Raw genomic sequence first — 13,645 nt, forward strand, 5'->3', positions numbered from 1 at the left:
GGAGGCGGTACCAGCGAATTACCGTGGCTTGGATGGCGACGCGATCAAGGGCTCCTTACGGTCTTGGTAGGCTTGCCGGGTAAGCGGGCGGCTGGCCGGGGCCTGCTGCTTTAAGGCCGAGTACTCGGCGGCAGCGGCAGGATGCGCCAGGAGGAAATCCCGAAAGGCGAGGTGGCGCTCGATGTGGTCGGCCCCCGCGTTATATATATGGACGTGATGGCTCCGGATGCCCTGCTGGGTCTTCTTTTTGAATGCTGGCCGGCATTCAGGCGCCACCCGTATCTCCCGACCACGTCCGGCCCCGGTAGGCGGCCTCCCAGAACTGCCATTCCAGCCGGCTGGCCGTTACAAAGGCCGAAGTCATGGCGGCCCGCTGAGCAGCTGTGGCCTGGGCCGCGGCCCGGTCGCAGATGGCAATGGCGCTGGTAACGAGCCGCCCGAACTCCTCCCCGGCGTACGTATCGATCCACTGCTGGTAGGGATTGGCCGGGTGGTGCTGGGTGCGGTAAATATGGCGGCCCACTTCCTGGTAAATCCAGAAGCAGGGCAGCACTGCGGCCATGCCCGTTTCCACGGCTTCCAGAGCGGCTGTGCTCCGCAGAAAATGCAGGTAATGATGGCAGGCGGGCTCTGCCTGGCCCGTGGTCGTCACGCCATAGGTGCGGAAGTAGGACTGGTGGAGGGCATTTTCGACGACCACGGCTCCTTCGGCGAAGCGCACGAAGGCCAGCGCATCGTCCAGCAGCGGGGCCCGGGCGCCCAGCAGGGCCAGCGTGCGGCCGAAGTGGGCCAGGTAGTGCGAGTCCTGCGCCAGGTAGAACTGAAACCGGCCCCGGTCCAGGGTGCCGGCGCATAGCTCCTCAATAAAGGGCAGCTGCAGAATCTGTTGGTAAATGGGGGCGGCGGCGGCCCAGGCGTCAGTTGACCAGTTCACGGGCAAGCAGGGGAAGGGGAGCGAAGAAATGGTTAAGCGGGCCGTTGCCCTGGCCGGTGCGCACGGCCTGCCCGTGGCGGATGGCCTCGTGCACGTACTGCTGCCCGAGCCCCACGGCCTCGAGCAGCGGGTAGCCCAGGGCCCGGTAGCTGGCAATGGCCGAGGAAAGCGTGCACCCCGAGCCGTGGGTATTGGTCGTGGCCAGCTTGGGGGTCGTAAACTCGTGCACCGAGCCATCGTCGGCAAAGTAGAGCGAGACGAGCGTGGGCGTGGGCAGGTGGCCCCCCTTGAGCAGCAGCCCCCGGCAGCCCCGGGCCCGGATGCGGCGGCCGGCTTCGTGCATGGCCGTCACGTCGGGAATGGGCATGTCGGCCAGGATGGCGGCTTCGTCGAGGTTGGGGGTGATGAGCTCCGAAAGCGGAAACAGCTGCCCGGTCAGGGCCTCCAGGGTCGTTTGCTCGATGAGCCGGTGCCCGCTGGTGGCCACCATAACCGGGTCGAAAATGACCGGCACGGCCGGCCCGGCCCGCAGGGCCGTGGCAATGGTGTGAACCAGCTCCGGGGTGTGCACCATCCCGATTTTGATGGCGTGGGGCACTACGTCGTCGAAAATGGCGGCCAGCTGCTCGGCCACCGCCGCCGCGGGAATCGGGAAGATGCTGCGCACGCCGCAGGTATTCTGCACGGGCAGGGCCGTCAGGACTGAGGTGGCGTAGCAGCCCAGGGCGGAAATGGCTTTCATGTCGCCCTGAATGCCGGCTCCGCCGCTGCCGTCGAAGCCGGCAATGGTGAGCACGGATGGGTATTCAAACGTGGTAGGCATCAGCAGTACAGGTCGATTTGGTTGCGGAGCACAGCGGCCGCCCGCTCCGGGTCGGGGGCCTGGCAGATGGCCGATACCACGGCCAGGCAGTCGGCCCCGGCCTGGAGCACCGGCCCGGCGTTGCCGGCGTGGATGTTGCCGATGGCCACCAGGGGCTTGGGGGTGGCGGCCCGGATGGCGCGCACGCCCGCCAGTCCCCATTCCGTAACGGTATCGGTTTTGGTGGGCGTGCGGAACACCGGGCTGATGCCCAGGTAATCGGCGGCCTCGGCCTCGGGCGTATGCAGCTGGGCGGTGTACTCGAGCGAGTAGCCCAGCAGCCCGACCCCGGGCCACTGCGCCCGCACCTGGGTCGGAGGCAGGTCGTGGTTGCCCACGTGCAGCCCCGCGGCCCCCACGCGGCGGGCCACGCGCAGGTTGTCGTTGATAAGCAGGGGCACGCTGTAGCAACTCAGCCGCTCGGCCAGCCGCTCGGCCCGGGCCAGGAACGTGGGCTCGTCCACCTGTTTTTCGCGCAGCTGCACCAGGTCGACCCCGCCGCGCACGGCGGCTTCGGCCACCGCCAGCAGGTCGCGGCCGGCGCAGGCCTCCGCCGCTATCACCAGGTAGAGACGGTAGGGAAAAGCGGCCGTTACCATACGCGCAGCCGCAGGTGAGCCGTAAATTCGGCTTCCGTGAGACTGTGCAGCGTGTCGAGCAGACGTACCTGCAGCGAGCCGGGCCCGGCGGCGCCGGTGGCGGCCAGCTCCCCGCTCAGGCTGAAGAGGGCGACGCCCGCCACCGCGGCCTCGAAGGGCGGGGCGACGGCGGCCAAGGCGCCCAGCACCGCGGAGGCCGAGCAGCCCATGCCCGTCACGCGGGTCAACAGGGGGCTGCCGTTGGCAATGTCGGCTCGTCGGGTGCCGTCCACCACGATGTCGGTTTCACCCGACACGCACACCACGCTGCCCCACTGCGCGCTCAGCTGCCGGGCAGCCGTCACGGCCTCGGTGCTGGCGGCCGTGCTGTCCACGCCTTTGGTGGCGGTGGTGTGGTGGCGCGCCAGGGCCAGGATTTCGGAGGCATTGCCGCGGATGATGGTCGGGCGCAGGGCCAGCAGCTGCCGCAGCACGTCGTCGCGGTAGGCGGTGGCGCCGGCGCCCACCGGGTCGAGCACCCAGGGCCGGCCCAGGGCGTTGGCCGCCGCCGCGGCCTGGAGCATGGCCTCCACCCAGTACTCGTCCAGCGTGCCGATGTTGAGGACCAGGGCCTGGCAGATGGTCTGCAGCTGGGCAACCTCGGCGTGGGCGTGGGCCATGATGGGAGAAGCGCCCACCGCCAGCAGGGCGTTGGCGGTATTATTCATCACCACCAGGTTGGTGATGTTGTGGACCAGGGGGGATTGGGTGCGCACGGCCTGAACAAGGGGCCAGAGGAGTTGCTGCATAGCGTTGCCGGGTTGAAACGAACACGGCTCAGGGGCTTCTGCGCAGAAGCCGGCAAGCAGCCTGGTGGCAGACTGCTCGACTTTTCCCTACGGCGGTATCAACCGCGTCAGGTTCAAAGGGACTCTCTCAATTCCTGGCGGAATACCCCTAAAGCCGGGCCAAAGGTAAGCGAAAACGCTGCACCCGCCACCCGCTCCGCCAATAATCCCGCAGTGCCCGCTTCCTGCCCATCTGCCAGGCGGGCCCCGCCTGGTTGGTTACTCCCCTGCCCTCTCCCCCAGGCGAAGCACCTGCATAGTCCCTCTTTCTGTTTGGGCAAAGCTGGTGAAACGGAACGGATGACGCCTGTCAGCCCGGCCTAACAGTCCAGACTTGTAAAGGCCACCTGGTTGAGAAAGGCGTAGATGGTGTTCTCGCTGTCGGCCCGCGGTACATCGGTAAGCGAGGGCAGGTGCTGGGCAAAGAAGAGCTGCTTGCGGGCCGATTCCAGCAGGGTGCTCACCAGCGCGTGCGGATACGGGTAGGCGGGGTTTATTTCCCGCACTACCTCCACGATACCCGCGGCCAGACGCTTGTATTCCTGGAACAGGCCCGCCTGGTTGTCCTCGTCCACACCCCTGGTCAGGTAGGCCTTGGAAGCCTCCTTCACCACGATGCGGTAGAGGGCGGCTTCGTTGAGCTCCTGGGTGGCCGGATCGTCCTGGTGGGCGCGGGTGAGGATGCCCAGCGCCAGGCGCAGCCGCTCGCGGGCGTCGGGCACGTTGTGGGTGTGGAAGCGGATCTGGTAGCGCAGCCAGGCCCAGTGCCAGCTCACCAGGTACACCAGCAGCTTGTGCTTGTTTTCGAAGTAGCGGTAGAGCGAGGCCTCCGTGGACTCGATGCGCTGGGCCAATTTCTTGAAGGTGAATTGCTCAAATCCGATTTCGTCGATGAGCAGAATGCTTTCCGCAATCAGCCGCCGGCCCAGGTCCGTGGCCTGGGGGTCGCGCAGGTACAGGTTTTCGTTTAGGTCGATACGAAGCGTGGGGTACATAATAGCAGGGATACTAGTGCGAGTAAAAGGAAAACTTGCCCAAAAGAACAGATCTGCGCGCAGTTTGTCCACGTCTGCTCTTTTGCCAAAGCAAAACAAGCGGTGCATTGCGTGCAAAACCCGGCCGTTTGCCTGCTGCGCTGCTGCAACCGCTGGTGCCGTCCAAAAGCCGCGCCACAGGCCGCAGGAATACCAGACCGGCAACTCCTGAACGCGCTCAGCGAAGGGCTGCCTTCTCCGGGCTTATAGTTTTACTACCTGCAAAGATAGTAATATTATCCACATCGAAAGTTTTACCAAAAAAATATGGGGCATCACGCAACCTTGTAATAGTCGCTTTTGTATATGATAGCAAAACTATCAATTTTGATAGTCAACATTAAAAGACCCCAGCCATGGATCAGTTGCCGGTTTTTCGTTTTCGTCCGCGCCGGTTTCGGTTGACCCCGTACCGGCTGCTGCTTCCCCGCACTACCCTGGCCGTGCATCAGGTGCTGGGACCCAGGAAGGTACGGGTACTGCTCGAAACCTTCGCCTCCTACACCCTGCACCGCTCCCTGATGCTGGTGCGCCGCCCGCTGGCGGTACTGCTGCTGGCCGGGGCCACGCTGCTGGGCAGCTGCACCACCGTGCGCCAGGGCGAAGTGGGCGTGAAGCGCACCCTGGGCCGGCTCGATGAGCAGGTGGTGCTGGCGGGACCTAAGGCGTTCAACCCGTTTCTGAGCACCATCATCAAGGTGCCGGTGACCACCCAGAACCTGGAGATTCGCTCCAGTCTGCCGTCGCGGGAGGGCTTATCGGTGGGGTCGGACATCTCCATTCTCTACCGGGTGAAGGCCGACCAGGTGCCGGCCCTGCTGCAAACCACCGGCCTGGGCTACGAGAACATCCTGATTCTGCCCGTGTTCCGCTCGGCCGCCGCCGACGTGTGCGCCCGCTACTTTGCCAAGGACATGCACAGCGCCGAGCGGGCGGTGATTGAGAAGGCCATTCTGGCGCAGATGAACGAGGTGCTCACGGCCCGGGGCTTCGAGATTGAGAACGTGCTGCTCAAGAACATTGCCCTGCCCGCGGGCCTGGCCAAGGCCATCGAGGACAAGCTCGAATCGGAGCAGGAAGCGCTGCGCATGGAGTTTCTCAAGCAGCGCGAAACCCGCGACGCCGAGCGCCGCGTGATTGAGGCCGAGGGCCAGAAGCGCATTGCCGTGGTGCGGGCCCAAGGCGAGCAGGAGGCCAACATCATCCAGGCCCGGGGCAAGGCCGAGGCCATGCGCATCGAGGCCGAGGCCGTGCGCCTGACCAACCAGCTCCTCAACCGCGACCTGACGCCGGCCGTGCTCCAGTACAAGTCCATCGAGGCCTTCCGGGAGCTGTCGAAGTCGCCGAACTCGAAAACCATCATCACCGGGGGCGGCAGCACCACGCCCATCCTCAACACCCTGACCCAATAAGCGTTGATACGTGCCCTTTTGCCCCGGCGCATCCTCGCCCGGCGCGCCGGCCTGGCCTGGCCCCTGCTGCCGCTGCTACTGCTGCTGCTGACCGCCCCGGCGGCCCAGGCCCAGCAGAACCTGTTCAACATCCCGGCCGGCGACCTCACGCCCCAGGGCAAGGTGTTTTACCAGCACCAGACCAACGTGTACGGCCTGCGCGACCTGGAATCTAAAAACCACTTGGTGTACGGGCTGGGCCGGGGCTGGGAAGCGGGCCTGAACGTGGTGAATATCAAGATGGATTTCCGGCGCCGCGGCGACGTGTTCGGGGTGAACCGCCACGACCGCGGCCGCCCGCTCAAGCCGCTGGTGCAGCTCACGGGCCAGAAGTTCTTCCGGCTCAGCTCCGCGCTCAGCACCAGCCTGGGCACGCAGGTGGGCACCAACCCGCTGCGTTTCGGCGGGGCCCGGCGCCGGCTCACGCACTTCAGCTACAACACGTGGGTGTGGAGCCCGCGCCACCACGTGAAGGTGGTGGCCGGTCCCTACCTCTCCGACCGGGGCACGCTCGGGGCCGGTAACCGGGCCGGGCTGCTGCTGGGGGCCGAGTACCCGGTGTCGAAGAAAGTGCTGCTGATGGGCGACTTCATTTCGGGCCGCAACGCCACCAGCGTGTCGGTACTGGGCATCAACTACCTGGCTACCCAGCGGCTGCAGCTGTGCCTGGGGGCACTGCTGCCCAACCCCGGCAGCGGCAACCCGGCCGGGGTGGTGTTCGAGCTAAACCTGCTGGGCTACGACGCCGACCCGGCCGATGACGGCCACTAAGCGCGGCCGCTCACGGGCTGCTGTTACCTCACTTATTCATCGTTCCTGCCATGTACCGCCTGCTGTTGTCCGTTGGAATGCTTGTCTGCGCGTTGCTGTCCGCGCCCCCGGCCGCCGCCCAGGACGCGGACCCGGTGCAGAACCGCACCTACCAGCTCAAGTACGCCGTGCCGGCCCACTGGGCCGTGCACCACCAGCGCACCGACTCGGTGGACGTGCTCGGCTACCACAATCCGGCCGACGACGCCCGTCTGTGGGTGGGCCAGCTGCGGGGCCGGCACGCCGCGCTGCCGCCGGCCCGGGCCCTGCAGCGGATGCTGCGCCACCTGGGTGCCACCCGCCACGAGCCCCACCCCGCCGTCGTGCACTCGCTCGACGCCCTGGAAAGCAGCGGCACCTACTACCTCAATGGCCGCGCGCTACGCTACGATGCCCGGGTAAGCGCCCACCCCGGCCCGGTGCTGCTGGTACATCTCTACGCGACACCCGCCGTGTTCAGCACCCAGACCTTGCTGCTGCACCACGTGCTCGACGGCCTCGCGCCGCTGCGGGGCCGCTAACGGCCCCACCCCTGCCCACCGGATTGTTTAAACCCCCTTTTTTTTCCCACTGCCATGAAAACCTTGTTCTGCGTGCTGGCCCTGCTGCTGCCGCTGAGTCTGCGGGCCCAGTCGGAGCCCGAAATCCATTACGAATCGGTGCGCAGCGCCCAGTATCAGCTGCAGTATGAGGTGCCGGCCGGCTGGGAGCAGGTGCGGCAGACCAACGATACCACCGTGGCCCTGCTCCACATCAGCCCCGACCGCAACCTGATGCTTTACATCGGGCAGCTGCACGGGGCGGCCGCCCGCATGACGCCCGACCAGGCCCTGTACCACCTGGCCGAGCAGTTCGGCGTGCCGGTCAACAAGCAGTTTTCTACCACTTACAACGGCATCCGGTTCCTGGAAACCACCGGCACGGGCACCCGCGACGGCCAGCTGCTGCGCTACGACGCGCTGGCCGCCCGCCACCAGGGCCACGTGCTGCTGATCTGCGCCTCGGGCACCCCGGACGCGTTCCGCAACCACGAGCCGCTGCTCCACCACATCCTGCACAGCCTGAGCCCCTATAAAACCCGCCGGGCCGCGGCCCGCTGAGGCTTGCGGCCGCCCGGTGGCCCTGGCCACCCTCCTGTTTCTGCCGTCTTCTGTTCCGCCATCTTTTGTTCTGCCCATGATTCTGTTCAACCTGCTCACGCTGAGCGCCGACCACGCCCACCGGGCCACCCAGCTGGTGCTGACCGAGCATCTGGCCACTGACGTCTTCGTGGATGAGGCCATCGACAACTACTGCCTCCGGCCCGACGGCACCATCGGTACCCAGCCCCTGTACCGGGTGCTGTTTCTGACCAAGGCCCTGCTCTGCCGCCGCATTGAGGAGCTGCTGCAGGCCCGGTTGCCCGGCAACGACTTCCGCATCTACGCCACGCCCGTCACGCACGTCAACGAGGCCGAAGCCGACCGCGTACGCCAACTGCAATCCGCCTGAGGCCGGCCGGTGCAAGTGACGGCGACCTGCCGCTCGCCGAACCCAGGCCGGGAGCGGCAGAGAAAGTATTGGCTGGCTATTCTAATCTATGCTGATCGAGACTTCGGGCTCTTCCCTGTGCCGTCCCTGTTTTAGCAGTGCCGCCCGCCGCTTGCAGCGGATGACCTGTTGTAGCAGATGACCTGCCGGCCAGGGCGGAGCATTGGAACTAATCTGACTTTCAACTGTATATTCGCTGTTACTCCTGGTGTCTTTTTAACTGTTATCTGCGTGAAGTCTGCTGCTCCGTCGAACTACGCTTCCTGGTCGGATGCCGCGTTGCTGGCAGCAGTGCAGGCCAGTGACGAAAAGGCCTACGCGGAAATTTACGCGCGCTACAGCTTTTCGCTTTTCTCGGTGGCCTACGGCAAGCTCAAAAGCAGGGAAGTAGCCGAGGAGCTGGTCCAGGACCTGTTCGAGAAGCTCTGGGACAAGCGGCGCGATACCCGGATTGAGCAAGTGAAGCCCTACCTGTTCGCGGCGCTTCGCTACGGCGTGATCAACCACATCCGGGCCGAAAAAGTCCGGACGGGTTATGAGCTCTTCTGCCGCCTCCACCACCCGGACACCGACCCGGGCACGGAGTCCACGGTAGCGTTCAACGACCTGAACGAAGCCCTGGCCGCGGGGCTGCAGCACTTGTCTGAAAAGGCCCAGGAAGTATTCCGGCTGAGCCGCCTGGAGCAGTACAGCATTCCCGAGATTTCGGCGCGCGTGAACCTGTCAGAGAAGACGGTGGAGTATCACCTGCGCAAATCCCTGAAGCTGATGCGCGCTTACCTGCGCAGTTTTCTGCTCACGGCATGGCCTTTTCTGCTTTTTATCAGGTAGAACAAATAACTGATTGTTAGCTTGTTGTGATTGATTGACCGTTCCCCAAGCGGGTGGGGTGAAAATAAATTACCGGGCAGTTGAGGGTAAACGGCGACTTAGGTGACTTCCTGATCAGCCGCCAGCTCAACTCCCTTCCCCGTGACGGAATCAGAATTCTACAAGCTTCTTAACCGCTACCTCAACGACTCGTGCACGCCCGCCGAGCGGGCCGCCGTTGAGCGTTGGTACGACCGGCTGGAACAGGCCGAAGGTATGGGCCTGCGCCCCCAGGGGCAGCAGGAAATTGAGTCCGCCATCTGGGAGCGGCTCATGCGGGGCCGCCTGCCGCAGCCGGCCCCGCGGGTGGTCACCATGTGGCCCGCGGCCCCGGTCCGTTGGGCCGCCGCCCTGGCCCTGCTGGCCCTGGGTATTGGCTGGCTGCTGCTGGCCACCGGCCGCTTCCCGGCACCCTCCTCCCAGAATCCACTCACCGCAACTGCTATCAGTAACGGGTGGACGCGCCGCAGCAACCCCACCCGGCAGGTGCTGGCGTTCCGACTGCCCGACAGCAGCCGCGTCAGCCTGCACCCGGGCAGCAGCGTGCGTTACGCCACGGCCTTTGCGGGCGCCCGGCGGGAAGTTCACCTGGTGGGCGAGGCCTTTTTTCAGGTCAGCAAGAACCCGCGTCGTCCTTTCCTGGTGCTCACCGAGCAAGTCGTTACAACGGTCCTCGGCACCAGCTTCCGGGTGAAAGCCTACGCCGGCGGGAAGGAGGCCACCGTGGCCGTGCGCACGGGCAAAGTAGCCGTGCAGGCCCGCGAAGGGGCCCGGCTCAGTGCTTCCCCGGCCCAGCCGGCCGCTGGCGGGGTACTGCTGCTGCCCAATCAGCAGGTGGTGTATTCGGCCAGTCAGCGGCGCCTGAAAAAGGAGCTGGTGGCCCGGCCCGTGGTGCTGGCGCCCCAGTCCTTCGAGTTTGAGGAGCGGCCCGTGGCGGAAGTGCTGGCGGCCCTGGAGAAAGCCTACGGCGTAACCATCGTCTATGATAAGGCCCGGCTGGCTGCCTGCACGGTAAGCATCACGTTTTACGACGAGCCCCTCTTCGATAAGCTGGGCCTGCTCTGCAAGTCCCTGGGGGCTTACTACACCCTTTCCGACACCAACATCCTGATCCATAGTCCGGGCTGCCAGGGTCCATTGACCCGGTAAGCACGGTTTTTCGACCGCAACCAGGCGGGTCGGCTACCCACGGCCGGCCGCGACTGGTACCCGTCTCCACAATCGATTGTGGAGTCAATCTCCGCTGCATTTTCCCATTTTAAATTCCCACCAACTTTCCCACTTACCCCATGAAAAGATCAGTACTGATCCAACCCCCTTCCTGGTCGGCCGCGAAGGTGCTTTTACTGCAGGCTGCCCTGGTCAGCCTGCCGGCCGGCGCCAGCGGGCACGCCGCCGCCAAGGCCCCCGCCTCGCGCCGGGCGGTAGTGCAGGGCGTGCTCGAGCAGAAAATTACCTTACGGGTTGAAGCACAAACGATTAAGCAGACGCTCAGTCAGATTGCCCGGCAAACAAACATCCGCTTCGTCTACAGCCAGCAGCTGGTCAGCGCCGAACGCCGGGTGAGCCTCAACGCCCAGGACGCGACGCTGCTGGTGGTGCTGGATGAACTGCTGGCCCCGCTCAAAGTGCAGTACGAAGTCGACAATAAGCGCATCGTATTGCGGGCTCCCGCGGAGGCCGCCCCGGCGGCCGGCCACCAGGACGTTACCGTGAGCGGACGGGTGGTAGACGCCACGGGGGAAGGCCTGCCGGGCGTCACGGTAGTAGTGAAGGGCACCGCCATCGGCGTCAGTACCAACACGGATGGCAGCTTTACGCTGCAGGCCCCCGAAAACAGCGTGCTCGTGTTCAGCTTCGTGGGCTACGCCCGCCAGGAGGTAGCCCTGACCGGGGCCACGACTAACCTGCGCGTGACGCTCGCAGAAGACAAGCAGGCCCTGGACGAAGTGGTTGTCATCGGTTACGGCACGGCCCGCAAAAGCGACCTGACGGGCGCGGTGGCTTCCGTCAGCGGGGCCCAGCTTACCCAGGTGGCCACTTCCGACCCCGTGCAGGCCCTGCAGGGGCGCGTGGCCGGCGTGGAGGTGACCTCCAACAGCGGGCAGCCCGGCTCGGGTACCCGCATCCGGGTGCGGGGCGTGGGCACCATCAACAACAGCGACCCGCTGTACGTGGTGGACGGCATCCAGACCAGCGACATCGGCTTCCTGCTGCCCACCGACATCGAATCGACGGAGATTCTGAAGGACGCCTCGGCCACGGCCATCTACGGCTCGCGCGGGGCCAACGGCGTGGTGCTCATCACCACCAAGCACGGCAAGGCCGGCGCCACCCGCTTCAACCTGACGGGCTACACGGGTTTCCAGCAGGTGCGCCGCCTGCTGCCCCTGACCAACGCCGCGCAGTACGCCACGCTGGTGACGGAGGCCTTCGCCAATGCCGGTACGCCGCTGCCCGACTACGGCCCGCAGCTGCAAAACGCCATTGCCACCAACGCCGAGGGCATCGACTACCAGGATTTGGTGACCCAGAAGGGTTTGATTACGAACTACAGCCTCTCGGCCTCGGGGGGCACCGAGCAGAACCGCTACCTGGTGAGCGGCAGCTATTTTCAGCAGGATGGCATTATTAAGAACTCGGGCTTCAAGAAGTTCGTGATTCGGGTAAACGACGACGTGGTGCTGACCAAGCGCATCAAGGCGGGCGTCGCGGCCACGTTCACCAACAACAACCAGACGGGCAGCGGTGACGGCCAGGGCGGCTCGCAGCCCTACCTAGTGCTGCAGTACGCGCTGCAGACCAACCCGGTGCTCAACCCGTTCGGCCCCAACGGCACCTACAACGACGACGTCATCACGCGGAATGCGCTGAACGTGCCGCGCTACCTCGACGAGCAGAAGTTCAACAAAAATCAGAACAACAACCTGTTCAGCAGCAGCTACCTGGATGTGGAGCTGTTCAAGGGCCTGTCGTTCCGGTCCACGTTTGGCATCAACTATTTCAACAACCACCCCAAAGTCTACCAGCCGCAGTACTACATCGGGCCGGTTGACCAGCGGGCCCAGAGCGCGCTGATTGAGACGCGCAACGAAAACGTTTCGTGGGTGTGGTCGAACTACGCCAACTACACCAAGACCTTCGCCGACAACAGCTCCCTTTCGGCTACCCTGGGCCAGGAGGCGCAGCGCGGCTACGGCAACGGCATCTCCATTACGGCCTTCAACGTGCCGGCCGACGCCACGCTGCAATACGCCTCGGCTTCGCGCAGCGCCAACAACGTGGTGCGCAGCAGCCAGTACGACGGCAGCCTGTCGTCGTACTTCGGCCGGGCCAACTACAACTTCCGCGACCGTTACCTCGTGACGGGAACCTTGCGCCTGGATCAGACCTCGAAGTTTCTGGGACCCGTGCGCAAGGGCTACTTCCCGTCGGTGGGGGCGGCCTGGAACATTTCCAACGAGCAGTTCCTCAAGGGCCTCAGCTACCTGTCGGTGCTGAAACTGCGGGCCAGCTACGGCCAGGTGGGCAACCAGAACGCCGCGCCCAACTACGGCTATGCCTCGGTGGCCACCAACAACCAGACCTACGTGTTCAACGGGGTGCCGGCCCCCGGCCTGGCCATCAGCCAGATTAATAACCCGGACTTGAAGTGGGAAACGGCCGTCACGACCGACGTGGGCCTGGATGCCGAGCTGTTCAACAGCAAGCTGAGCTTCACGGCCGACTACTACGAGCGGCGCACCCGCGACATGATTGCTCTGCTGCCGGTGCCCGACTACGTGGGCCAGGCGCCCGCCAGCGCCAACGTGGGAGCCCTGCGCAACCGCGGCCTGGAGCTGGCCCTGAACTACCGCAACGAGCTGGGCAAGCTCCAGTACAGCGTGGGCCTGAACTTCACCAAAATCAACAACGAAGTAACCAGCCTGGGCGGTGGCAACCCCATTGCCAGCGGCAACGTGCTCACCCAGATCGGCAACACCACCCTCACCGACGTGGGCCGCGAAGTTGCGTTCTTCTACGGCCTGCAGGCCCAGGGCATATTCCGCAGTCAGGCCGAAATTGATGCGTACAAAAATGCCGATGGCACGAAGGTGCAGCCCGGCGCGCAGCCCGGCGACGTGCGCTACCAGGACACGAACGGCGACGGCGTCATCACGGCCGCCGACAACACGTACCTGGGCAGCGCCACGCCCGATTTCAGCTACGGCGGCTCGCTGAACCTGAACTACGCGGGCTTCGACTTCAAGGTGCTGCTCTACGGGGTGCAGGGTGCCGAAGCCCTCAACGGCGCGGCCTTCAACCTGAATAAGTCAGCCGACTTTGTGGGCGTGTGGAGCAACTTCTACGCCAGCCGCATGGACCGCTGGACGCCCGGCAACCCCGACAGCAACCAGCCCCGCGTGACCTCCACCGACACCAACGGCAATGACCGCCTCAGCAGCCGCTACGTGGAAGATGCCAGCTACCTGCGCGCCCGCAACATGGAGCTGGGCTACTCCCTGCCCCAGGGCCTGCTGGGCAAGGCCAAGATGACCGGGGCCCGGGTGTTCATCTCGGTGGATAACGTGTTCACCCTCACCAAGTACACCGGCTACGACCCCGAAATTTCGACGGCGGCTTTCTACAACAACCCCCTGGCCTACGGCGTGGACTACGGTAACTATCCGCAGGCGCGCACTTACCGTCTGGGCTTCAACGTGCAATTCTAATCAACTATGGCCTTCC

The 13,645-nt window shown here is 65.0% G+C and carries 14 protein-coding genes and 1 riboswitch; of the genes, 8 read left to right on the forward strand and 6 right to left on the reverse strand.

What is annotated here, in order from left to right:
- Positions 1–18 precede the first annotated feature (18 nt).
- The 6 genes from KLP40_RS21670 to KLP40_RS16900 all read right to left on the reverse strand — a co-directional run bounded on the left by KLP40_RS21670 (position 19) and on the right by KLP40_RS16900 (position 4,217).
- The gene (locus KLP40_RS21670; protein WP_215594998.1) at positions 19–276 is read right to left on the reverse strand and encodes a GrpB family protein; all 258 of its coding nucleotides are present in this window, start codon (positions 274–276) and stop codon (positions 19–21) included.
- Positions 266–934 (reverse strand): thiaminase II, encoded by a 669-nt coding sequence (gene tenA, locus KLP40_RS16880; RefSeq protein ID WP_215594999.1) that lies wholly within the window; start codon positions 932–934, stop codon positions 266–268. Before tenA ends, KLP40_RS21670 begins: the two co-directional genes overlap by 11 nt.
- Entirely contained in the window at positions 918–1,757 is an 840-nt protein-coding gene (gene thiD, locus KLP40_RS16885) for a bifunctional hydroxymethylpyrimidine kinase/phosphomethylpyrimidine kinase (RefSeq protein WP_215595000.1), read from the reverse strand. The genes tenA and thiD overlap by 17 nt, the downstream gene beginning before the upstream one ends.
- Positions 1,757–2,395 (reverse strand): thiamine phosphate synthase, encoded by a 639-nt coding sequence (gene thiE, locus KLP40_RS16890; RefSeq protein ID WP_215595001.1) that lies wholly within the window; start codon positions 2,393–2,395, stop codon positions 1,757–1,759. The genes thiD and thiE overlap by 1 nt, the downstream gene beginning before the upstream one ends.
- Positions 2,389–3,183, reverse strand: a complete 795-nt coding sequence (gene thiM, locus KLP40_RS16895; RefSeq protein WP_215595002.1) for a hydroxyethylthiazole kinase — start codon at positions 3,181–3,183, stop codon at positions 2,389–2,391. Before thiM ends, thiE begins: the two co-directional genes overlap by 7 nt.
- A 67-nt stretch (positions 3,184–3,250) precedes the next feature.
- Positions 3,251–3,343: riboswitch (TPP riboswitch) on the reverse strand.
- A gap of 199 nt (positions 3,344–3,542) precedes the next feature.
- A complete protein-coding gene (locus tag KLP40_RS16900; RefSeq protein WP_215595003.1) occupies positions 3,543–4,217 on the reverse strand; it encodes a TetR/AcrR family transcriptional regulator in 675 nt (224 codons plus the stop codon).
- Between the two features lie 395 nt (positions 4,218–4,612).
- On the opposite strand from KLP40_RS16900, the gene KLP40_RS16905 reads away from it, so the two are divergent.
- The 8 genes from KLP40_RS16905 to KLP40_RS16940 all read left to right on the forward strand — a co-directional run bounded on the left by KLP40_RS16905 (position 4,613) and on the right by KLP40_RS16940 (position 13,629).
- Positions 4,613–5,668 carry a prohibitin family protein gene (locus tag KLP40_RS16905; RefSeq protein WP_246558953.1) on the forward strand — a complete coding sequence of 352 codons (1,056 nt, stop codon included), beginning with the start codon at positions 4,613–4,615 and terminating at the stop codon, positions 5,666–5,668.
- Between the two features lie 3 nt (positions 5,669–5,671).
- Entirely contained in the window at positions 5,672–6,478 is an 807-nt protein-coding gene (locus KLP40_RS16910) for a hypothetical protein (RefSeq protein WP_215595004.1), read from the forward strand.
- A 50-nt stretch (positions 6,479–6,528) separates the two neighbouring features.
- Positions 6,529–7,038 carry a hypothetical protein gene (locus tag KLP40_RS16915; RefSeq protein ID WP_215595005.1) on the forward strand — a complete coding sequence of 170 codons (510 nt, stop codon included), beginning with the start codon at positions 6,529–6,531 and terminating at the stop codon, positions 7,036–7,038.
- Positions 7,039–7,092: 54 nt separating this feature from the next.
- A complete protein-coding gene (locus tag KLP40_RS16920; protein WP_215595006.1) occupies positions 7,093–7,617 on the forward strand; it encodes a hypothetical protein in 525 nt (174 codons plus the stop codon).
- 76 nt (positions 7,618–7,693) lie between these two features.
- A complete protein-coding gene (locus KLP40_RS16925; RefSeq protein ID WP_215595007.1) occupies positions 7,694–8,008 on the forward strand; it encodes a hypothetical protein in 315 nt (104 codons plus the stop codon).
- A gap of 270 nt (positions 8,009–8,278) precedes the next feature.
- The gene (locus tag KLP40_RS16930; protein WP_215595008.1) at positions 8,279–8,878 is read left to right on the forward strand and encodes an RNA polymerase sigma factor; all 600 of its coding nucleotides are present in this window, start codon (positions 8,279–8,281) and stop codon (positions 8,876–8,878) included.
- A 141-nt stretch (positions 8,879–9,019) separates the two neighbouring features.
- Complete coding sequence (locus tag KLP40_RS16935) at positions 9,020–10,066, forward strand: FecR family protein (RefSeq protein WP_215595009.1); 1,047 nt, start codon at positions 9,020–9,022, stop codon at positions 10,064–10,066.
- A gap of 140 nt (positions 10,067–10,206) precedes the next feature.
- The gene (locus tag KLP40_RS16940) at positions 10,207–13,629 is read left to right on the forward strand and encodes a TonB-dependent receptor (protein ID WP_215595010.1); all 3,423 of its coding nucleotides are present in this window, start codon (positions 10,207–10,209) and stop codon (positions 13,627–13,629) included.
- Positions 13,630–13,645 lie beyond the last annotated feature (16 nt).

Source organism: Hymenobacter piscis (genome assembly GCF_018760735.1).
In the GTDB taxonomy this organism is placed as follows: domain Bacteria; phylum Bacteroidota; class Bacteroidia; order Cytophagales; family Hymenobacteraceae; genus Hymenobacter; species Hymenobacter piscis.

Coding starts and splice junctions, on each gene's coding strand:
- thiM (WP_215595002.1), bottom strand. CDS start 3,183: ATGCAGCAACTCCTCTGGCCCCTTGTTCAGGCCGTGCGCACCCAATCC.
- thiD (WP_215595000.1), bottom strand. CDS start 1,757: ATGCCTACCACGTTTGAATACCCATCCGTGCTCACCATTGCCGGCTTC.
- thiE (WP_215595001.1), bottom strand. CDS start 2,395: ATGGTAACGGCCGCTTTTCCCTACCGTCTCTACCTGGTGATAGCGGCG.
- KLP40_RS16915 (WP_215595005.1), top strand. CDS start 6,529: ATGTACCGCCTGCTGTTGTCCGTTGGAATGCTTGTCTGCGCGTTGCTG.
- KLP40_RS16920 (WP_215595006.1), top strand. CDS start 7,093: ATGAAAACCTTGTTCTGCGTGCTGGCCCTGCTGCTGCCGCTGAGTCTG.
- KLP40_RS16905 (WP_246558953.1), top strand. CDS start 4,613: ATGGATCAGTTGCCGGTTTTTCGTTTTCGTCCGCGCCGGTTTCGGTTG.
- KLP40_RS16940 (WP_215595010.1), top strand. CDS start 10,207: ATGAAAAGATCAGTACTGATCCAACCCCCTTCCTGGTCGGCCGCGAAG.
- KLP40_RS16900 (WP_215595003.1), bottom strand. CDS start 4,217: ATGTACCCCACGCTTCGTATCGACCTAAACGAAAACCTGTACCTGCGC.
- KLP40_RS16925 (WP_215595007.1), top strand. CDS start 7,694: ATGATTCTGTTCAACCTGCTCACGCTGAGCGCCGACCACGCCCACCGG.